The following is a 19472-nucleotide window of genomic DNA, read 5'->3' on the forward strand; positions in this document are numbered from 1 at the left end:
GGGCCACGGCCTTGCCGGGTCCGGTCGCGGGCTCGCCGGACCGGACGGGCGGGACGAGCCGGGGCTCGGCCTAGGGTTGGTCCATGAGCGTGCGGCGGGTCATGGGCACCGAGGTGGAGTACGGCATCTCGGTGCCAGGGCAGCCCACCGCCAATCCGACGACGCTGTCGAGCCAGGTGGTCAACGCCTGGGCGGTGGCGGAGGCGCCGACGCCACGCCGTCCCCGCTGGGACTTCGAGGAGGAGTCGCCGCTGCGCGACGCCCGGGGTTTCGACCTCTCGCCGGCGCAGGCGCTGGACCACACCGACCTCGACGACGACACCGGCATGGCCAACGTCATCCTCACGAACGGCGCCCGGCTCTACGTCGACCACGCCCACCCGGAGTACTCGACGCCGGAGGTCACCAACCCGCGCGACGTCGTCCTCTGGGACAAGGCGGGGGAGCAGGTGATGGCCGAGGCCGCCCGCCGGGCCGCGCGGGTTCCCGGGACGCAGCCGATCCAGCTCTACAAGAACAACACCGACGGCAAGGGCGCCTCGTACGGCTCCCACGAGAACTACCTGATGGACCGGAAGACGCCGTTCATCGACGTCATCCGCGGGCTGATCCCGTTCTTCGTGACCCGCCAGGTGTTCGCCGGCTCGGGCAAGGTCGGCATCGGCACGGAGGGCCGCACCCAGGGCTTCCAGCTGTCGCAGCGGGCGGACTTCTTCGAGGTCGAGGTCGGCCTGGAGACGACGCTGAAGCGCCCCATCATCAACACCCGGGACGAGCCGCACGCGGACGCCGAGAAGTACCGCCGCCTGCACGTGATCATCGGGGACGCCAACCTGGCGGAGCTCTCCACCTACCTCAAGGTCGGGACGACGTCGCTCGTGCTGGCGATGATCGAGGCGCGCGCCCTGCCGGGGGACCTCACGCTCGAAGAGCCCGTGGAGGCGCTGCAAGCAGTGAGCCACGACCCGTCGCTCACGCACACGGTCCGGCTGCGGGACGGCCGCCGCATGACGGCGATCGATCTGCAGTGGGTCTACCTCGAGCAGGCGCAGAAGTTCGTGGAGTCCCAGGGGGAGGACGACGAGCAGACGACGGACGTGCTGCGGCGCTGGGCCGAGGTGCTGGACGACCTCGCCGTCGACCCGATGCGCTGCGCCGACCGGCTGGACTGGCCGGCCAAGCTCCGGCTGCTCGAGGGCTACCGGGCGCGGGACGGGCTCTCCTGGGGGGACTCACGGCTCCAGCTGGTCGACCTGCAGTACTCCGACGTGCGCCCGGAGAAGGGGCTGTACAACCGGCTGGTGGCGCGCGGTTCCATGCAGCGCCTGCTCACCGACGCCGAGGTGACCCGGGCGATGACCGGGCCGCCGTCGGACACCCGGGCCTTCTTCCGCGGCGAGTGCGTGCGCCGGTATCCCGCGCAGGTGGCCGCGGCGTCCTGGGACTCGGTCGTCTTCGACCTCGGGCGGGAGAACCTGGTGCGGATCCCCACGATGGAGCCGCTGCGCGGCACCCGGGAGCACGTCGGGGCGTTGTTCGAGGCGTCGGCGACCGCGCAGGAGCTGGTCGACACGATCACCGGCGGCTGATGCCGAACCGTGTCCACAGCCCCGTCCGGGTGACCCGGATTGTCACCTCCGGCGAGTAGCTTCAGCGTCAGCAGAGCACACGAAGGACCGGAGGGCAGTCATGGCCACCAGGGACACCGGCGGGCAGCAGAAGGCGACGCGTACGCGCGAGGAGACCGACGAGGTCGAGGCGTCGGTCGACACCGAGGCCGCCGAGCGGCACAAGGAAATGACCGAGGACGTCGACTCGCTACTGGACGAGATCGACGAGGTGCTCGAGTCGAACGCCGAGGAGTTCGTACGTAGTTACGTACAAAAAGGGGGGGAGTGACCAAGATCATCTTGGCCTGGATTCCGCCTCTTGGACACGAAATTCTGCCGCGACTGTGGGCGACACCGCGCCGCGTCCGAGTTCAGCAAGAACCGCAGGTCTCGAGACGGCCTGGCGTTCTATTGCCGTGAACACCTCGCTGAGCGGTCCGCACGCAGCCGGGAAGCCCGCCGCGTAGAGCCACGAAGAAGTCGGTTCGCGCCCCCGGGGATCACCGTGCCGGCGGACCACAAGTGGTGTCCCGACTGCGGCGTGGTGAAGCCGTTCGATGCGTTTCCCCGGACGTCTGCGTCTCGAACGGGGCGAGCCACGTACTGCCTCCCCTGCCACAACGAACGCGGACGCATTTCGCGGGACAAAGCAGGCGGCGCGCGGACGTACCACCTGACACGGCGATATGGAATCTCCGCGGCTGAAGCGGATCTCATGCTCGAAGCGCAGGGCGGTGTGTGTGCGATCTGCAGAGCTGTCCCGGCCGCGCACGTCGACCACGACCACGCGACTGGTGAGGTTCGAGCGTTGTTGTGCTTCAACTGCGATGGCGGTCTGGGCCAGTTCAGGGACGACCCGTTCCTCCTCCACGTGGCCGCGTTCTACGTCGAGCACCACAACGACGGCAAGCTCTGGCAGGGCTCCGGGACGCGTCGGCCGCGGTACACGAGGGGACCAGCCGGCCGGGTGAGCCGCCGGTAGGGTCGCAGCGACGCCCAGGCACGCGCAGCACCAGCTCGCGGAGCACCGGTCGGGCAAGCACGGCACGCCGGCAGACGCAGGCGGGAGAGGCGGATGAGTGAACGAGTTCTCGGCTGGCCGGAGCGGGTTCCCGCCCGCCTATCTGGACCGGGTGGGCTCCTCGTTCACCGACTTCCTGGCCGCCACCACGCCTGATCTGCTGCCCAGCCGCCGCCCGCTCCCGCAGCTCCCGGTGGGCGACCTGACGCCGCACGGCACCACGATCGTCGCCGTCACCTACGACGGCGGCGTCCTCATGGGTGGCGACCGCCGCGCCACCATGGGCAACCTGATCTCCAGCCGCGACATCGAGAAGGTGTACCCGGCCGACTCGTACAGCGTCATCGGCATCGCCGGCGCCGCGGGCATCGCCATCGAGATGGTGAAGCTCTACCAGGTCGAACTCGAGCACTACGAGAAGATCGAGGGCCTCACGCTCTCCCTCGACGGCAAGGCCAACCGCCTCGCCGCGATGATCCGGGGCAACCTCGGCGCCGCCATGCAGGGCCTGGCCGTCGTCCCGCTGTTCGCCGGCTTCGACCTCGACGCCGCGCCGGGCACGGCCCCGGGCCGGATCTTCAGCTACGACGTCACCGGCGGGAACTACGAGGAGCGCGGGTACGCCGCCGTCGGCTCCGGCTCGCTGTTCGCCAAGAACTCGCTGAAGAAGACCTGGCGGCACGGCCTCGCTGCCGACGCCGCCGTGCGCACCGTGGTCGAGTCGCTCTACGACGCCGCGGACGACGACTCCGCCACGGGCGGGCCCGACCCGGTCCGCCGGCTCTACCCGATCGTCTACCGCGTCGACGCCGAGGGCGCCGTCCGGCTGACCGACGCCGAGGTCGCCGCCGTCGCCGACGGCATCGTCACCGACCGGGCCGCCTCGGACCGCGACAACATGCAGCGGGAGGGCTGAGCCATGACCATGCCGTACTACGCCTCGCCCGAGCAGCTCATGCGCGACCGCTCGGAGTACGCCCGCAAGGGCATCTCCCGGGGCCGCAGCGTCGCCGTCGTCACCTACGCCGACGGGGTCCTGTTCATCGCCGAGAACCCCAGCTCGACGCTGCACAAGGTCGGCGAGCTGTACGACCGCATCGGCTTCGCCGCCGTCGGCCGGTACAGCGAGTTCGAGAGCCTCCGCGTCGCCGGCGTCCGCCTCGCCGACGTCCGGGGCTACTCCTACAACCGGCGCGACGTCACCGGCCGGGTCATCGCCAACGCCTACGCACAGACCCTCGGCGCGATCTTCACCGAGCAGATGAAGCCCTACGAGGTGGAGCTCTGCGTCGCCGAGGTCGGCGACAGCCCCGAGAACGACCAGTTGTACCGCCTGACCTTCGACGGCTCCGTCGTCGACGAGCCGGATTTCGTCGTCATGGGCGGCCAGGCCGAGGCCGTGACCGGGCACCTGCGCGAGCACTTCCTGCCCGGGATGGGCCTGGCCGATGCCCTGTCGGTCGGCGTCCGCGCGCTGTCCGCGGTCAGCTCCGTCACGGCCGGCGCCGGCAACGGCGGACCGGCGCGCCTCACCGCGGCGCAGCTCGAGGTGGCTCTGCTCGACCGGCGCCGACCCAAGCGGGCCTTCCGCCGGGTCGTCGGTGCCGCGCTCCGCACGCTCCTCGGCGACGAACACCCCGCACCGGATGCCCGCGAGAGCGCCACCGCCGCCTCGGCCCACGCGCCCAGCGTGTCCGAACCCGGGACCCCGCCCGGCCTCGGCGACCCGGCCAACCCCGACACCGCCGGCGGTACCGCGCACAGCGGCGAGGGCTCCGGTCCCCAGCCCGGTCCGGCCGACCGCGACAGCGGGGACACCTCCACGTCCTGACGGGAGCCGACGTGCCCACCTACCGGGTCAACAGGGACGGCGTCGCGAAGGCCGGGGAGCTTATCGACGCCGGAAAGTACGACGACGACACCGAGTGGTCGGACGCCGCACCCTCGGCCGACGAGGAGAACGCCGAGATCGAACGCCACGGCTACGACGGCTACGGGGCCTGGCATCTCGCCGTCGACCCGGATGCGTCGGAGGAGACCAAGAAGCGCTACGCCTTCCCGTACGGCGACTTCTCGAAGGTCAACCGGGCGGCGCTGATCCACGGCAAGCAGCGAGCGGTGCAGAACGACCACGACGAGATCGCCGCAGCGGCCGACGACCTCCTCGAGCGGCTGGACAGGAAGCGGCCGTCCTAGCGAGGCCTCGTGGTCACCCCGCCCACCTGCACGCTTTCCCCGGCACGCTCGTTCTGTGCGTTCCGGCCCCCGCAGAACCGCGCCGCGGACCTCTCTCGTCGAGTACGCAGCGGAAGCGGTTCCACTCCTCTCCGTCACCGGTTACGTTCCGTGCGCCCCAGACCCCGGAACGTCCTAGAAGATGGAGTTCACCATGCGGCGAATGGTTCGGCATCTGATCGTTGCGGGCGCAGCGGCCGCGGCGGTCATCGTCCTCTCGACACCGGCGCACGCCGCGCTGACGGTGCGAGCTCAGTGGAAGATGGACCGGCTGCCCACCATGGTCGACAGCGCGGGAGGGGACAACAACGGGACGACCCGGAACGTCACGCTGTCCGATGGGGCCTACAAGTTCAACGGCACCAGCTCACTCGCCACGGCTCCCGACAAGTCGAACCTCGATCCTGGCAGCACCGGCGTCAGGCTGACCGCGCGGATCAGCATCACCAAGGTGCCGGCCTCCGGTCAGACCTTCGACGTCGTCCGCAAGGGCGTGACCACCTCATCGGGGGGCTACTACAAGCTGGAGCTCAGGCGCTCCTCGACCGGGCAGGCGATCGCTGCCTGCCATTTCAAGGACAGCAGCGGCCGGGTCGGCGACGTCCAGGGCACCACCGGCCTCGCGAACAAGGGCTTCGTGACGATCACCTGCCGCAAGACCTCGTCGGGCGTCACGCTGACCGCGGCCGGGCAGACGAGATCGGTGTCCAGGACGCTGGGGTCGATCAGCAACTCGGCGCCGGTGTACGTCGGCGGCAAGAGTGACGGCACCGACTGGTTCCCAGGCCTGATGGACTCCGTCAAGATCGAGATCGGCTGATCGGGCCGAGCAGCCCACCCGGGACGGGTGACGCGCGTTCACCCGGTCGTGACCTGCCATGCGCGCGGGCACTCCGCCTCTGACGTTCCCGGCGCCTAGTCTCGGGTCGTGGACCGACGGATCTTCGGCATCGAGACCGAGTACGGCGTCACGTGCACCTTCAAGGGGCAGCGCCGGCTCTCCCCGGACGAGGTCGCCCGCTACCTGTTCCGCCGGGTGGTCTCCTGGGGGCGCAGCTCCAACGTGTTCCTCCGCAACGGCTCGCGTCTCTACCTCGACGTCGGCAGCCACCCCGAGTACGCCACCGCCGAGTGCGACGACCTCACCGAGCTCGTCGTCCACGACAAGGCCGGCGAGCGGATCCTCGAAGGCCTGCTGGTCGACGCCGAGCAGCGCCTCGCCGAAGAGGGCGTCACCGGCGACATCTACCTGTTCAAGAACAACACCGACTCGGCCGGCAACTCCTACGGCTGCCACGAGAACTACCTGGTCGGGCGGCACGGTGAGTTCAGCCGCCTCGCCGACGTCCTGATCCCGTTCCTGGTCAGCCGGCAGATCGTCGTGGGCGCCGGAAAGGTGCTGCAGACCCCGCGCGGCGCCATCTACTGCGTCAGCCAGCGTGCCGAGCACATCTGGGAGGGCGTCTCCAGCGCCACCACCCGCTCCCGGCCGATCATCAACACCCGCGACGAGCCGCACGCCGACGCCGAACGCTACCGGCGGCTGCACGTCATCGTCGGCGACTCCAACATGAACGAGACGACGACGCTGCTCAAGGTCACCATGACCGACCTGGTGCTGCGGATGATCGAGGCCGGCGTCCCGATCAAGGACATGACCCTGGAGAACCCGATCCGGGCCATCCGCGAGATCAGCCACGACATGACCGGACGCCGCAAGGTCCGCCTCGCCAACGGCAAGGAGATGTCGGCGCTGGAGATCCAGTCCGAGTACCACAGCCGGGCCGCCGAGTTCGTCGACCGCGAGGGCGCGGACCCCGAGCACCGCCAGATGCTCGAGCTGTGGGGCCGGGTGCTCAAGGCCGTCGACTCCGAGGACCTGAGCCTCATCGACCGCGAGATCGACTGGGCCACCAAGTTCAGCCTCATCGAGCGCTACCGCGCCAAGCGCGACCTCCCGCTCAGCCACCCGCGGATCGCGCAGATGGACCTCGCCTACCACGACATCAGCCGCACGCGGGGGCTGTACTACCTGCTCGAGCGGGCCGGCCAGGTCGACCGCGTCGCGCACGAGCCGCGGATCTTCGAGGCCAAGAACGTGCCGCCGCAGACCACCCGCGCGCGCCTGCGCGGCGAGTTCATCCGCAAGGCCCAGGAGAAGCGCCGCGACTTCACCGTCGACTGGGTGCACCTCAAGCTGAACGACCAGGCCCAGCGCACCGTGCTGTGCAAGGACCCGTTCAAGTCCGTGGACGAGCGCGTCGACAAGCTCATCGCGACGATGTGATCTGTCGTCCTCCGGACGACACCGCGGCCAGGTACCGTCCCGGCTGCCGCTGAGCCGCTGCGTCCTCCCTGCGCGGACCCCTCCGGGGCCCACTCGGGACGACATCCCATGGTCAGGTCTGCGGGTCCGCGTCCACGGCGTCCCGCTCGGCTTCGGCCTCCTCCGGCGTGGCTTCCTCGTCGCCCGGGACGGGCACGCGGAGGGCGGCGAACCGGCCGGCGGCGGCGGCGGCCAGGAAGTACGCGCGCTCCTCGGGATAGCCGCGGCCCATCGTGCTCAGCGGGACGGGGGAGAGGCCGAGGGCGGTGTCCAGGCCGTCGGTGTCCACCCACACCACCGGATTGCGCTTCGGCTGCCCGGCGAGGTCCTCGTCCACCTGCCCGCCCAGCTCCGAGGACAGGCCGCGGGGCGCGACGAGCGTGACGCCACCCAGCGCCACCCGGCCGAACGACGTCAGAGAGTGGTGGGAGACGCCGCGATGACGGGGCCGCGGATCGGCATCGGAGATCCGCAGGGCGCCGATCGGGTCACCGCCCAGCACGGTGACGGCGTTGCACGCCTCGCCCGCGGCGACGCCGGAGAAGCCCCACGGCGTGCCGGTGCCCAGGTTGCCGGGCCCCTGGGTGACTACCGCCAGATCCGCCTGCAGCACGTGCCGGGCCGCGAGCAGCCCGGTGTGCAGCGTGACGGCCTCGAGATCCCCGCCCCAGGCCTGCCCCACGGTGACCACGCCGGCCAGGGACGGCGCGAGCGCGTCCAGCGTCCGCGAGAACGCGGCCGGCAGCGCCCCGCCGTCGGTCATGACGTAGGCGACCTTCAGGTCGGGGTCCGTGGCGAGCATGCCGATCAGCACCGCGGGGAGGGCAGAGTGCAGGTCGGCCACGACGACCGGCATGCCGCCGAGGTCGTCGGCGTCGACCATCAGCGCGTGGTGCTCGGTGTCCTGCTCGTCGACGCCCTGCACCGACACCTGCAGCGGCGTGTACCGGGCCTTCACCAGGTGTCCCGTGCCCTCCGGGTCCGGCGGCAGCCGGTCGGGGACGGCGATCACCAGCGCCGTCCCGCCGGTGCCGAGACCCTGCGCCAGCGCGGTCGTGTTGAGCAGGACGTCGTCCCCGATCTCGGGGGAGCCGACGAGCGAGCGGTAGGCGAGGGCCCGCACCTCGCCGTCACCCGGCACGTCGACGGTGAGTTCGAGGGAGTCGCGTCCCGACCTGCCGGTCGCCGTCACCCGCCCCCGTCGCCACCGGATGCGGGAGGCCGGGACCGCCGAAGAGCTCATGAGGGCAGGCTAACGACGGACGGTCGGAGGGGCCCACCGGCGGTCCGGGCGGCTCCGCAGGCTGACTAGCCTGGACCCATGGCGGCCAAGCGGGCGGAACGACTGGTGAACCTGGTCATCGCACTGCTGAGCACCCGCCAGTTCCTGACGGCGGCGAAGATCCGCGCCACGGTGCCCGGTTACGACGCCGACGACCGCTCCGACAAGGCCGACGAGGCGTTCAAGCGGATGTTCGAGCGGGACAAGGCCGAGCTGCGCGAGATGGGCGTGCCGCTGGAGACCGGACGCACCAGCGCGTTCGACACCGAGGACGGCTACCGCATCGCCCGGTCCCAGTACGAGTTGCCGGAGATCCACCTGACCGGTGAGGAGGCGGCCGCGGTCGGGCTCGCGCTGCGGCTGTGGGAGTCCGCGCAGCTGGCCGGGGCCGCGCACAGCGCGCTGGTGAAGCTCAAGGCCGCCGGGGTCGACGTCGACAGCTCGCGGACCATCCCGCTCCAGCCCCGCCTGGACGCCGGTGAACCCGCCTTCGAGCCCTGCTACGCCGCCGCCCGTGACCGCCGGCTGCTCGAGTTCGGCTACCAGCGGCCGGACGAGGACGTCCCCGCCCGCCGCCGGGTACAGCCGTGGGGCGTCGTCGCCTGGCACGGCCGCTGGTATCTGGTCGGCCAAGATCTCGACCGCGCCGCCCCGCGCGTGTTCCGGCTGTCCCGCGTCGTCGGCGCCCCCAAGCCGACCGGCCCCGCCGGGGCGTTCGAGCCCCCCGCCGGTCTCGACCTCGCCGACGTGGTCGCCGGGCAGGTCGGGGGAGAGGAGCACGTGGTGGTCGTGCGCGCCCGGCCGGGCACCGCCATCGGACTGCGCCGGCACGCCACGCCCCTGGGCGCGGCCGAGGACGGGACCGACCGGCTCCAGCTGCGCACCACCGAACCCGGGCAGCTGGCCGACCAGCTCGCTGCCCTCGGCGCCGATGTGCTCGTCGAGTCGCCCCCCGACGTGCGGGACGCCGTGATCGCCCGGCTGACCCGGCTGGCCGCGATGGCGGAGTCCGCGTGAGCGTCACCGGCACCTCCGACCGGATGACCCGGCTGCTCGCGCTCGTGCCCTACCTGCAGTCCCGGCCGGACGGCGTGCCGCTGGCCGAGGCCGCGCGCGACTTCGGGGTCTCGGAGAAGCAGGTGCGCAGCGACCTCGACCTGCTCTGGATGTGCGGGCTGCCCGGATACGGCCCCGGCGACCTCATCGACCTCGCCTTCGAGGGCGACCGCGTGCGGGTCACGTTCACCGCCGGCATGGTCCGCCCGCTGCGGCTGACCACCGACGAGGCGGTCGCGCTGGTCGTCGCCCTGAGGACCCTGCTGGAGCTGCCCGGACTCGCCGAGCGGGACGCGGTGAGCCGGGCCCTGGACAAGGTGTCGGTCGCCGTCGGGCACGCGGGGGGCACGGTCAGCCCGGTCGCGGTCAGCGTGGACGCCCGCGAGGAGGCGCTGGCCGTGGTCCGCGAGGGGCTGGAGCGTCACCGCGCCCTGCACCTGCACTACTACGTGCCCACGCGCGACGAGCGGACCGAGCGCACCGTCGACCCGATGCGGATCCTCCTCGTCGACGGCCACTGGTACCTCGAGGCGTGGTGCCGGCGGGTCGAGGGCGTCCGCCTCTTCCGTCTCGACCGGGTGGACGACGTCGCCGTCCTCGACGAGCGGTCCGCGCCACCGCCGCAGGCGCACGAGCGGAACCTGGACGACGGCGTGTACCAGCCCGAGCCGGGTGCGCCCGCCGTCCGCCTACGGCTGGCCCGGCACGCCCGCTGGGTCGCCGACTACTACCCGGTGGACTCCGTGGCCCCGGTCGACGACCCGCCGGGCGGCCTCGCGGTGACGGTGCGCACCGCCGACCTCGCCTGGGCGCGGCAGCTCGTGGCCTCCCTGGGCGGCGCGGCACTGGTCGACGAGCCGGCCGGCCTGGCCGCGGAGGTCGCCGCCGACGCGCGGGCGGCGCTGGCGCGCTACGAGGCGGAGCCGGCCGCCGGCACCGCCGGTTAGGATCGCGCCGTGCTCCTGATCGTGTGGATCGTCGTCGTCGTGCTCGCGCTCGTCGTCCTGGGCGGCGTGGCGTACGGGGTGTTCGGCGCGTTCGCCCGGCTGGGGCGCGAGGTGGCGTCCTTCGAGCGGGAGGTGCGCCCCGTGCTGCAGCAGGTGCAGGCCGCAGCGGCGGCGGCCGAGGCGCGCCGGGATCGGGACGACGACGCGGGCTGACCTGCCCACATCCGCGCGCGCGCCCGGATCCGAACACCCTCCGGCGTAGGATCGCCGGTGCAGTCGACCTTCGGAGGACAGTCATGGGCTCACTCGGCCCGTTGGAGATCATCGCGATCGTCCTGATCATCCTGCTGCTCTTCGGCTACAAGAAGCTGCCTGCCGCCTCGCGCTCGCTCGGCCAGTCGCTGCGCATCTTCAAGGGTGAGATGAAGGGCATGAAGAGCGACGACGTCGCCGGCAAGGACGCCGCCCAGGTCACGCCGGTCCGCGCCGAGCTCGCTCCGCCGCTGAGCAAGGACGCCGACCTGACCGCGCAGCTGCAGGACGAGGCACGTGCGGCCGAGATCCGCGCCGCCGAGCTGCGCGCCCGCGCCGACCGGTCCGGCGCGGTCGACGGACCTCGCTGACCCCCCAGCTCCGGGCGGGACGACGGTGAGCGAGGCCGGGCGGGGCGCGCGCGTCCGTCGCCGCCGGGCGGCCCGCGACCCGCAGGCGACGATGACGCTCGTCGCGCATCTCACCGAGCTCCGCAACCGCATCGCCAAGGCGCTGGTGGCGCTGCTCGTCGCCACCGCGGTCGCTTTCTGGTGGTACGAGCACGGCCTGGGTGAGTTCATCCGCGCCCCGTACTGCGGCCTCGACGCCGACCTCCGCTTCGGCGACGGCGACACCGGCTGCGGTCTGCTCATCACCGACGTCTTCGGCGGCGTCTTCATCCGGCTCAAGGTCGCCTTCCTGGCCGGGGCGGTGCTGTCGGCGCCGTTCTGGCTGTGGCAGCTCTGGGCGTTCATCACGCCGGGGCTGAAGCGCAACGAGAAGCGCTACGGCATCGGGTTCGTCGCCGTCTCCAGCCTGCTGTTCGCGCTCGGGGCGGTGCTCGCCTACGTCTCCCTGTCCGCCGGCCTGGAGCTGCTGCTCTCCCTCGCCGGTGACGGCGTCGTCGTCGCCCTCACCGCGCAGGACTACATCGGCTTCGTGCTCTCGCTGCTCATCGCCTTCGGGGTCAGCTTCGAGGTGCCGCTGGTCGCGGTCGCGCTCAACCTCGTCGGCGTCCTGAGCTACGAGGTGCTCAGCCGCAGCCGGCGCTGGATCTTCTTCCTCACCTTCGTCTTCGCCGCCTTCGTGACGCCGACGCAGGACCCGTTCACCATGCTGCTGATGGCGGGCCCGATGGTCGTGCTGTTCGAGGGCGCCATCCAGATCGCCCGCGTCGTGGACAAGCGGCGGGCCCGGCGGGAGGCCGCCGAGGCCTTTCCCGGTGTCGGCGAGGACGAGCCGTCGCAGATCGACACGGCCCCGTCCCCGCTGGACACGCGCCCGTCGCCGCTCGACTCCACGACCCGCGGCTGAGGCCGCGTGGATGTCGCCGTCCTGATCAGCCCTGCCGCGGGCCGCGGCCGCGCCCGCGCGCTCTCCCGCGCGGTGCTCGAGACCCTCCGTGCCGGCGGGCTCGAGCCGCAGGTCCTGCCGGCCACCACCGGCGCCGAGGCCGAGCGGCAGGCCGCCGAGGCGGTCGCCGCGGGAACGGGCGCGGTGGTCGCGGTGGGTGGCGACGGCGCGGCCCACGCGGCGCTCCAGGCGGTCGCCGGGACGACGACGCCGTTGGCCGTCGTCCCCGCCGGAACGGGCAACGACCTCGCGCTCGCGCTGGGGGTCCCGCAGGGCGCGGTCGCCGCCGCCCGTGCGGTGGCCGAGGACCTGGGAGCCGGGGACGTCCGCACCGTCGACGCCGGCCGGACCGGCGACCGGTGGTGGGCGACGGTGCTGTGCTGCGGCTTCGACTCCGCCGTCACCGACCGCGCCAACCGGCTGCGCTGGCCCCGCGGCCGCCGGCGGTACGACGTGGCGATCCTCGCCGAGCTGGCCGCGCTGCGGCCCCGGCGGCTCACCCTCGTGCTGGACGGCGAGACCAGCACCGTCCCCGTCACGCTCGTCGCCGTCGGCAACACGTCCTGGTACGGCGGCGGGATGAAGGTCTGCCCGGGCGCCGACCCGGCCGACGGGCTGTTCGACGTCACCGTCGTCGGTCCGCTGACCCGGCTCGAGCTGGTCCGCCAGCGACCGAGGCTCACCGCCGGCACGCACGTCGAGAACGCCGCCGTGACGGTGCACCGGGCGGCGCGGGTCGAGCTGTCCTCACCCGGGGTGACCACGTACGCGGACGGCGAGCTCGTGGCGCCGCTGCCCGCGGTGGCCGAGTGCGTGCCCGGCGCACTGCGGATCGTCGGCACCGGCCGCGCCTGACGCGCTCCCGCCGTCCGGGTCTGAGGTGCCCGCCCGGCCGTCGGAGCCGCCGCACAACCGCGGGAACCGCCGAGCACGGTGGCTCCGGCGGTAGCAGGGCGGCTCTCGCGATCATCAGGGTGGGGCCGTCGGACGCTGCGGTGGGTCAGCCGCGCCGTTCGGGGTGCCCGCGCCTAACGTGGAGGCATGGCCAGCCCTGCTGAGCGGTACGCCGCCGCCCGGCGCCGGACCGCCCATCCCACGCTGTCCGGCTTCGCCGCCGAGCTCGGTTTCACCCTGGACCCGTTCCAGGTCGAGGCCTGCGAGGCGCTCGACGAGGGCTCCGGCGTCCTGGTCTGCGCCCCGACCGGCGCGGGGAAGACGGTGGTCGGCGAGTTCGCCGTCCACAAGGCCCTGTCCGAGGGGCGCAAGGCGTTCTACACGACGCCGATCAAGGCGCTGTCCAACCAGAAGTTCGCCGACCTCGTCGAGCGGTACGGCCCGGACAAGGTCGGCCTGCTCACCGGCGACAACGCCATCAACGGGAACGCGCCCGTGGTCGTGATGACCACCGAGGTGCTGCGCAACATGCTCTACGCCGAGTCGCCGGCGATCGACGGCCTCGGCTACGTCGTCATGGACGAGGTGCACTACCTGGCCGACCGGTTCCGCGGCGCGGTCTGGGAGGAGGTGATCATCCACCTCCCGCAGTCGGTCACCCTGGTCTCGCTCTCGGCGACGGTCAGCAACGCCGAGGAGTTCGGCGAGTGGCTGGTCACCGTGCGCGGCCACACGAAGGTCGTGGTCAGCGAGGTGCGGCCGGTGCCGCTGTGGCAGCACATGCTGGTCGGCAACCGCGTCTTCGACATGTTCGCGCTGCGGCCCGCCGCCCATGCCGGCGACCTGGAGGACACCCCGCGGGGACGGTCCACCCGCGAGCGCGGCGCGTCCGTCGTCGACCCCGAGCTGGTCCGGCACGTCCGCGAGTACGAGCGGCGGATCGACAGCTGGGGTGGCGGGGGACCGCGCGGCCGGGACGCCAACCACCGGCCGCGGTACCGCCCGCCGGCCCGCTCCGACATCGTCGAGCGGCTGGACCGCGCCGGTCTGCTCCCCGCGATCACCTTCGTCTTCAGCCGCAACGGCTGCGACGCCGCCGTCCACCAGTGCCTGCTCGCGGGGTTGCGGCTCACCGGGGAGGACGAGCGGGCGCAGATCGCCGAGATCATCGACCGGCGCACCGGCTCGCTGCCGGAGGAGGACCTGCACGTCCTCGGCTTCTGGGAGTGGCGGGAGGGCCTGCTGGCCGGCCTCGCCGCGCACCACGCGGGGCTGGTGCCGGCGTTCAAGGAGACCGTCGAGGAGTGCTTCGTGCGCGGCCTGGTGAAGGCCGTGTTCGCCACCGAGACGCTGGCGCTGGGCATCAACATGCCGGCCCGCAGCGTCGTCCTCGAGCGGCTGGTGAAGTGGAACGGCGAGGCGCACGTCGACGTGACGCCGGGGGAGTACACCCAGCTCACCGGCCGGGCCGGGCGCCGTGGGATCGACGTGGAGGGCCACGCCGTCGTCGTGTGGGCGCCCGGCGTCGACCCCGCCGCCGTCGCGGGGCTGGCCAGCACCCGCACCTTCCCGCTGCGCTCCTCGTTCCGGCCGAGTTACAACATGGCGGTCAACCTGGTGAGCTCCTTCGGCCGCGCCCGCGCGCGGGAGCTGCTCGCCTCGTCGTTCGCCCAGTTCCAGACCGACCGGTCCGTCGTCGGACTCGCCCGGGCCGCCGCCGGGCACGAGCACGAGGCCGAGCGGGCGGCCGCCGAGATGCACTCCGACCGGGGGGACGTCGGCGAGTACGCCCAGCTGCGGCAGCAGATCGCGGAGCGGGAGAAGGAGCTGTCCCGCGACTCGCAGGCCAAGCGCCGGATCGAGGCGGCCGAGGCGCTGGCCGCGCTCCGCCCGGGGGACGTGATCCGCGTGCCCGCGGGCAGGCGCCAGGGGCTCGCCGTCGTGCTGGACCCCGGCATCACCGACCTCGCCGAGCCGCGGCCGCTGGTGCTCACCGAGGACAAGTGGGCCGGCCGGCTGAGCTCGGTCGACTTCCCGAGCCCGGTCAGCTCGCTCGCCCGCATGCGGGTGCCCAAGAACTTCAACCACCGCAGCCCCCACGCGCGCCGGGACCTCGCGTCGACGCTGCGCAACGCCCGCGTGGAGAACGAGCTCGGTGCCCGCCGGATCAAGCACCGTTCCGCGGCCGCGGACGATCCGGTGCTCGAGGACCTGCGGCGCGCGCTGCGGGCCCACCCCGTGCACGCCCTGCCCGACCGGGAGGAGCGCGTCCGGGGGGCCGACCGGTGGCTCCGGTCGGTGCGGGAGGCCGCCGCGCTCCAGCGGAAGATGACCGAGCGCACCGGGTCCCTGACCAGGCAGTTCGACGCCACCTGCGACGTCCTCGAGGAGCTGGGCTATCTGGTGCCGGAGGCGGCGCCGCTCGTCCCCGCCGACACCGGGGTGATGGGCGCCGCGGACGACGTCCCCGTGGTCACCGACGACGGCCGGCGGCTGGCTCGCATCTGGTCGGAGGCCGACCTCCTGGTCGCGGAGTGCCTCCGGGCGGGGGTGTGGCGGGGACTGACGCCGCCCGAGCTGGCGGCCGTCGTCTCCACGGTGGTGTTCGAGGCCCGGCGGGAGAGCCCCGCGCTGCCCGCCGTACCGGCCGGGAAGGTCGCCGCCGGCATCGCCGAGATGCGGCGGATCCGCGCCCGGCTCCAGGAGGTCGAGGGCGATCACGGCGTCCGCATCACCCGCGACCTGGACCTCGGGTTCGCCTGGGCCGCCTACCGCTGGGCCGACGGGCAGGCCCTGGACCGGGTGCTGGCCGGCGCGGAGCAGGCCGGTACCGAGCTCACCGGGGGCGACTTCGTCCGGTGGACGCGGCAGCTGATCGACCTCCTGGATCAGCTCGCCAAGGTGGCGGAGGACCCGGTGGCGAACGTCGCGCGCGCCGCTGTCGGCCGGGTGCGCCGAGGTGTGGTCGCCGTGGCGGTGAGCGGCTGACCAGCGATTCGCCGAGCGCGGCGGCCGGCCCGGGTGAGGCACAATTCTCCCGCACGCGGCCCGAGGTCGTGGGCAGGGGCCGGACCGGGGAGCAACGATGACCAACCCGCCGCAGGACGGCGACGAGCGGGATGCCGGTACCGACCCGTCGCAGACCGATCCCGACCAGATGCTCACCCAGCCGGTGCAGCCCTACGTGCGGCCGCCGGCGTCCCCTGATGAGCCCGGCCCCCAGCAGCCGCACGGGTCCACCGCGGCGGGCCCGCCGCCGGGCTACGGTCCGCCACCGCAGTACCGCTCGCCGACCCAGCAGCAACCCTGGCAGCCGGGCTCCGGGCAGTACGGCCAGCCCGGCTACGGCCAGCCCGGCTACGGCCAGCCCGGCTACGGCCAGCCGGGATCAGGCCAGCCCGGCTACGGACCGCCCCCGTACGGCTCCCAGCCCCCGTACGGCCAGCCCGGCTACGGGCAGCCCGGCTTGGGACAGCCCGGCTACGGCCCGCCGCCCCAGCCGTATCCGCCGCAGCAGTACGGACCGCCCGGGCAGTACGCGCCCTGGTCCGGTGCGACCCAGGCGAAGAAGTCGAGACTCCGGCTCGTCCTGGGCCTGGTCACCCTGGCGCTGCTGCTCGTCCTCGCGGTCGTGCTCGCCGATCTCCTGGGCCCGACGGTGCTGGACCGGGCAGCCGTCGAACGCGACGTCGCCGCGCAGTTCGAGGAGGAGTACGACGTGTCCATCGAGCTGACCTGCCGCGACCAGATGCGGGTCGAGACCGGTGCGACCTACCGGTGCACGGGGGTGACCTCCGCCAACGAGGAGGTGACCCTGCAAATCACGATCACCGACGAGAACTTCGCCGAGTACTCGTGGACCGAGCCCTGATCAGCCGAGGGCGTCGGACGCCCAGCCCAGGGCAGCACCCAGCCGGCTGAGCGAGGACTCCAGGCCGTGCGCCGCAGCCAGGCCGGCGAGCGCGGCGGGATCCGCCGGGGTCCGGGGGAGGGCGCCCTCGATCGGCGGCAGATCGATCCCGCAGGCAACGGCCACGACCACGGGTGCGGCGTCGAGGTAGTCGCCGGCGGCGTGCATCTTCTTCAGCACGGCCGCGGTCAGCGGTGGGCTGGGGACGACGGTCCGCGCCACCGCCGTCCGGATCCCGGCCAGGTCGCCGAAGGAGTTGATCAGCGCCGCCGCCGTCTTGGCGCCGACCCCCGAGACACCGGGCAGGCCATCGCTCGGATCACCGCGCAGCACGGCGAAGTCGGCGTACGCCCGGCCCGGGATGCCGTACTTGGCGGTGACGGCGGCCTCGTCGACGAGCTCGATGTCGCCGATCCCGCGGGCGGTGTAGAGCACCCGGATGCCGCGGGCGTCGTCGACCAGCTGGAAGAGGTCCCGGTCGCCGGTGACGATGTCGACCGGCCCCGACGCCCGGGTGGCCAGCGTGCCGATGATGTCGTCGGCCTCGTAGCCGGGGGCGCCGACGCGATCGATGCCCGCGGCGGCCAGCACGTCGACGAGGATCGGCACCTGCGGGCTCAGCTCGTCAGGCACCTCCTCACCCCCCTCGGGGGCGACCCGGTGCGCCTTGTACGAGGGCAGCGCGTCCACGCGGAAGGCCGGCCGCCAGTCGTCGTCCCAGCAGGCGACCAGCCGGTCGGGTCCGTGCGTGGTCAGCAGCCGCGCCGTCATGTCGAGGAAGCCGCGGACGGCGTTGATCGGCCGCCCGTCCGGCGTCGTGACGCTCGTCGGTACGCCGTAGAAGGCCCGGAAGTAGAGCGAGGCGGCGTCCAGCAGCATGGTGACCACGTCCGCGGACGGTAGCGGTCGGGTTCCGGTCTCGGAGATCGGCGGTCCCCGTGGCTACTCTGCGCATGTGGTGACCGCGACCTCCTCGACCGACGCGCTCGTGACGATCGACCGGGTGCACGCCGCGCGGGACCTCGCGGACGACGCCGGGGTGGACCTGCTCGTGCTGACGCCGGGCTCCGATCTGCGCTACCTCTCGGGCTACAACGCGCATGCGATGGAGCGGCTGACGGCCCTGGCCGTGCCGCGGTCCGGCGAGCCGTTCCTGGTGGTGCCCCGCCTGGAGGCACCGATGGTGGACGCCGGTCCGGCCGGCGGGCTGGGCCTCGAGGTGCTGGCGTGGGACGAGACCGACGATCCCTTCGCGCTGCTCGCCGGCGCCGCGACCGCGCGCCTCGGGACCGCCCCCGTGCGGGTCGGCGTCGGTGCCCGCACGTGGGCGGAGCACGCACTGGGGGTGCAGCGGGCGCTGCCGGGCTCGGCGCTGGAGCTCGCCAGCCCCGTGCTCGACCGGCTGCGGATGGTCAAGTCGGCGGCGGAGATCGAGGAGCTCGCCGCTGCCGGGGCCGCCATCGACCGGGTGCACGCCCGGATGGGGGAGTGGCTGCGGGTCGGCCGCACCGAGGCCGAGGTCGGTGCCGACATCGCCGCGGCGATCCTCGCGGAAGGGCACGTCGGCGTGGACTTCACGATCGTGGGTTCGGGGCCGAACGGGGCCAGCCCGCACCACGAGCTGTCGGGGCGCACGATCGGAGCCGGTGACCTCGTCGTCGTCGACATCGGCGGCGAGACCGCGACCGGTTACCGCTCGGACTGCACCCGCACCTACGTCGTCGGCGGCGCCGCCGACGCCGAGGTGGCCGAGTGGTACGCCGTCCTCCGGGCCGCGCAGGAGGCCGCGACCGCGGCGGTCCGCCCCGGCGTGACGGCGCAGGAGATCGACGCCGCGGCGAGGACCGTCATCGACGACGCCGGCTGGGGTGAGCACTTCATCCACCGCACCGGGCACGGCATCGGCCTGGACACCCACGAGGCGCCCTACATCGTCGCGGGCAACGACCTGCCGCTGGTGCCGGGCATCGCCTTCTCGGTCGAGCCGGGGATCTACCTGGCCGGTCGCTGCGGCGCCCGCATCGAGGACATCGTCGTCTGCACCGAGGACGGCGTCCGCACGCTCAACGACGGTCCCCGTGAACTCGCCGAGCTCGCCGGCTGAGCCGGGCGCCGGCGGGGCCTCCGCCGACGTCGACCGCGCGCTGCTGGCCGCGCTGTCCCGGGACGGCCGCGCCAGCTACACCGACCTGGCCGAGCGGGTCGGGCTGTCGGTGTCGGCCGTCCACCAGCGGGTGCGGCGGCTGGAGCAGCGCGGCCTGATCACCGGGTACCGGGCGACGCTGGACGCGAAGGTGCTCGGGCTGCCGTTGACGGCATTCGTCTCGATCACGCCGATCGACGTCGCCCAGCCCGACGACGCGCCCAAACGCCTGGCCCACCTGAGCGCGATCGAGGCCTGCCACTCGGTCGCGGGGATCGAGAGCTACATCCTCAAGGTGCGGGTCGCCTCGCCCGACGCCCTGGAGCACCTGCTGCAGGAGATCCGGGCGGCCGCCAACGTCACCACCCGGACGACGGTCGTCCTCTCGACCTTCTACGAGGACCGACCCCCGATCTGATCCGTCGGCGGCAGTGGACACCGCG

General features: G+C 73.0%; 20 protein-coding genes. 18 read left to right on the forward strand and 2 right to left on the reverse strand.

From position 1 onward, the window contains the following. Nucleotides 1-83: 83 nt before the first annotated feature. The 8 genes from dop (at nt 84) to pafA (ending at nt 7153) form a co-directional block, all read left to right on the forward strand. Complete coding sequence (gene dop / locus E4P39_RS06270; protein WP_135135528.1) at nt 84-1589, forward strand: depupylase/deamidase Dop; 1506 nt, start codon at nt 84-86, stop codon at nt 1587-1589. Between the two features lie 100 nt (nt 1590-1689). Then, nucleotides 1690-1899, forward strand: coding sequence for a ubiquitin-like protein Pup (locus E4P39_RS06275; RefSeq protein ID WP_135135529.1), 210 nt, complete (start codon nt 1690-1692; stop codon nt 1897-1899). 255 nt (nt 1900-2154) lie between these two features. Continuing rightward, nucleotides 2155-2592 (forward strand): endonuclease VII domain-containing protein, encoded by a 438-nt coding sequence (locus E4P39_RS23165; RefSeq protein WP_280790821.1) that lies wholly within the window; start codon nt 2155-2157, stop codon nt 2590-2592. A 97-nt stretch (nt 2593-2689) separates the two neighbouring features. After that, nucleotides 2690-3547 carry a proteasome subunit beta gene (gene prcB / locus E4P39_RS06285; RefSeq protein WP_209306381.1) on the forward strand — a complete coding sequence of 286 codons (858 nt, stop codon included), beginning with the start codon at nt 2690-2692 and terminating at the stop codon, nt 3545-3547. A 3-nt stretch (nt 3548-3550) separates the two neighbouring features. After that, nucleotides 3551-4462 (forward strand): proteasome subunit alpha, encoded by a 912-nt coding sequence (gene prcA / locus E4P39_RS06290; protein WP_135135531.1) that lies wholly within the window; start codon nt 3551-3553, stop codon nt 4460-4462. 11 nt (nt 4463-4473) lie between these two features. After that, nucleotides 4474-4827, forward strand: a complete 354-nt coding sequence (locus E4P39_RS06295) for a hypothetical protein (protein ID WP_135135532.1) — start codon at nt 4474-4476, stop codon at nt 4825-4827. Nucleotides 4828-5029: 202 nt separating this feature from the next. Continuing rightward, nucleotides 5030-5686, forward strand: coding sequence for a LamG-like jellyroll fold domain-containing protein (locus E4P39_RS06300; RefSeq protein WP_135135533.1), 657 nt, complete (start codon nt 5030-5032; stop codon nt 5684-5686). A 108-nt stretch (nt 5687-5794) separates the two neighbouring features. Beyond that, nucleotides 5795-7153, forward strand: a complete 1359-nt coding sequence (gene pafA / locus E4P39_RS06305; protein ID WP_135135534.1) for a Pup--protein ligase — start codon at nt 5795-5797, stop codon at nt 7151-7153. Between the two features lie 112 nt (nt 7154-7265). On the opposite strand, the gene E4P39_RS06310 is transcribed toward pafA, so the two are convergent. Beyond that, the gene (locus E4P39_RS06310; RefSeq protein ID WP_135135535.1) at nt 7266-8435 is read right to left on the reverse strand and encodes a DUF3866 family protein; all 1170 of its coding nucleotides are present in this window, start codon (nt 8433-8435) and stop codon (nt 7266-7268) included. Nucleotides 8436-8513: 78 nt separating this feature from the next. On the opposite strand from E4P39_RS06310, the gene E4P39_RS06315 reads away from it, so the two are divergent. From E4P39_RS06315 to E4P39_RS06350, 8 genes are all read left to right on the forward strand, one after another. Then, complete coding sequence (locus tag E4P39_RS06315) at nt 8514-9491, forward strand: WYL domain-containing protein (protein ID WP_135135536.1); 978 nt, start codon at nt 8514-8516, stop codon at nt 9489-9491. Continuing rightward, nucleotides 9488-10477 carry a WYL domain-containing protein gene (locus E4P39_RS06320; RefSeq protein ID WP_209306382.1) on the forward strand — a complete coding sequence of 330 codons (990 nt, stop codon included), beginning with the start codon at nt 9488-9490 and terminating at the stop codon, nt 10475-10477. The genes E4P39_RS06315 and E4P39_RS06320 overlap by 4 nt, the downstream gene beginning before the upstream one ends. A 9-nt stretch (nt 10478-10486) precedes the next feature. Beyond that, entirely contained in the window at nt 10487-10690 is a 204-nt protein-coding gene (locus E4P39_RS06325) for a hypothetical protein (RefSeq protein ID WP_245159667.1), read from the forward strand. 83 nt (nt 10691-10773) lie between these two features. Then, nucleotides 10774-11100 carry a Sec-independent protein translocase subunit TatA gene (gene tatA, locus E4P39_RS06330; RefSeq protein ID WP_135135537.1) on the forward strand — a complete coding sequence of 109 codons (327 nt, stop codon included), beginning with the start codon at nt 10774-10776 and terminating at the stop codon, nt 11098-11100. Between the two features lie 25 nt (nt 11101-11125). Beyond that, the gene (tatC, locus tag E4P39_RS06335; RefSeq protein WP_245159668.1) at nt 11126-12043 is read left to right on the forward strand and encodes a twin-arginine translocase subunit TatC; all 918 of its coding nucleotides are present in this window, start codon (nt 11126-11128) and stop codon (nt 12041-12043) included. A 6-nt stretch (nt 12044-12049) separates the two neighbouring features. After that, nucleotides 12050-12937: a diacylglycerol kinase family protein gene (locus E4P39_RS06340; protein WP_135135538.1), complete on the forward strand. Its 888-nt coding sequence runs from the start codon at nt 12050-12052 to the stop codon at nt 12935-12937. Nucleotides 12938-13123: 186 nt separating this feature from the next. Continuing rightward, the gene (locus E4P39_RS06345) at nt 13124-15964 is read left to right on the forward strand and encodes a DEAD/DEAH box helicase (protein ID WP_135135539.1); all 2841 of its coding nucleotides are present in this window, start codon (nt 13124-13126) and stop codon (nt 15962-15964) included. Between the two features lie 97 nt (nt 15965-16061). Then, a complete protein-coding gene (locus E4P39_RS06350) occupies nt 16062-16847 on the forward strand; it encodes a DUF4333 domain-containing protein (RefSeq protein WP_135135540.1) in 786 nt (261 codons plus the stop codon). On the opposite strand, the gene E4P39_RS06355 is transcribed toward E4P39_RS06350, so the two are convergent. Then, complete coding sequence (locus E4P39_RS06355) at nt 16848-17765, reverse strand: 5'-3' exonuclease (RefSeq protein WP_135135655.1); 918 nt, start codon at nt 17763-17765, stop codon at nt 16848-16850. It lies immediately after the preceding gene. 76 nt (nt 17766-17841) lie between these two features. On the opposite strand from E4P39_RS06355, the gene E4P39_RS06360 reads away from it, so the two are divergent. Further along, nucleotides 17842-18990: a Xaa-Pro peptidase family protein gene (locus E4P39_RS06360; protein WP_245159669.1), complete on the forward strand. Its 1149-nt coding sequence runs from the start codon at nt 17842-17844 to the stop codon at nt 18988-18990. After that, nucleotides 18965-19447: a winged helix-turn-helix transcriptional regulator gene (locus tag E4P39_RS06365; RefSeq protein WP_135135541.1), complete on the forward strand. Its 483-nt coding sequence runs from the start codon at nt 18965-18967 to the stop codon at nt 19445-19447. The genes E4P39_RS06360 and E4P39_RS06365 overlap by 26 nt, the downstream gene beginning before the upstream one ends. The last annotated feature ends 25 nt before the right edge of the window (nt 19448-19472 follow it).

Origin of the sequence: Blastococcus sp. CT_GayMR19 (assembly GCF_004570385.1) — a bacterium.
In the GTDB taxonomy this organism is placed as follows: domain Bacteria; phylum Actinomycetota; class Actinomycetes; order Mycobacteriales; family Geodermatophilaceae; genus Blastococcus_B.

What these genes read in the sequence shown, in the direction of transcription:
- E4P39_RS06355 (WP_135135655.1), bottom strand. Translation starts at nt 17,765, where the DNA reads ATGCTGCTGGACGCCGCCTCGCTCTACTTCCGGGCCTTCTACGGCGTA.
- dop (WP_135135528.1), top strand. Translation starts at nt 84, where the DNA reads ATGAGCGTGCGGCGGGTCATGGGCACCGAGGTGGAGTACGGCATCTCG.
- E4P39_RS06275 (WP_135135529.1), top strand. Translation starts at nt 1,690, where the DNA reads ATGGCCACCAGGGACACCGGCGGGCAGCAGAAGGCGACGCGTACGCGC.
- E4P39_RS06310 (WP_135135535.1), bottom strand. Translation starts at nt 8,435, where the DNA reads ATGAGCTCTTCGGCGGTCCCGGCCTCCCGCATCCGGTGGCGACGGGGG.
- E4P39_RS06300 (WP_135135533.1), top strand. Translation starts at nt 5,030, where the DNA reads ATGGTTCGGCATCTGATCGTTGCGGGCGCAGCGGCCGCGGCGGTCATC.
- E4P39_RS06315 (WP_135135536.1), top strand. Translation starts at nt 8,514, where the DNA reads ATGGCGGCCAAGCGGGCGGAACGACTGGTGAACCTGGTCATCGCACTG.
- prcA (WP_135135531.1), top strand. Translation starts at nt 3,551, where the DNA reads ATGACCATGCCGTACTACGCCTCGCCCGAGCAGCTCATGCGCGACCGC.
- tatA (WP_135135537.1), top strand. Translation starts at nt 10,774, where the DNA reads ATGGGCTCACTCGGCCCGTTGGAGATCATCGCGATCGTCCTGATCATC.
- E4P39_RS06345 (WP_135135539.1), top strand. Translation starts at nt 13,124, where the DNA reads ATGGCCAGCCCTGCTGAGCGGTACGCCGCCGCCCGGCGCCGGACCGCC.
- E4P39_RS06350 (WP_135135540.1), top strand. Translation starts at nt 16,062, where the DNA reads ATGACCAACCCGCCGCAGGACGGCGACGAGCGGGATGCCGGTACCGAC.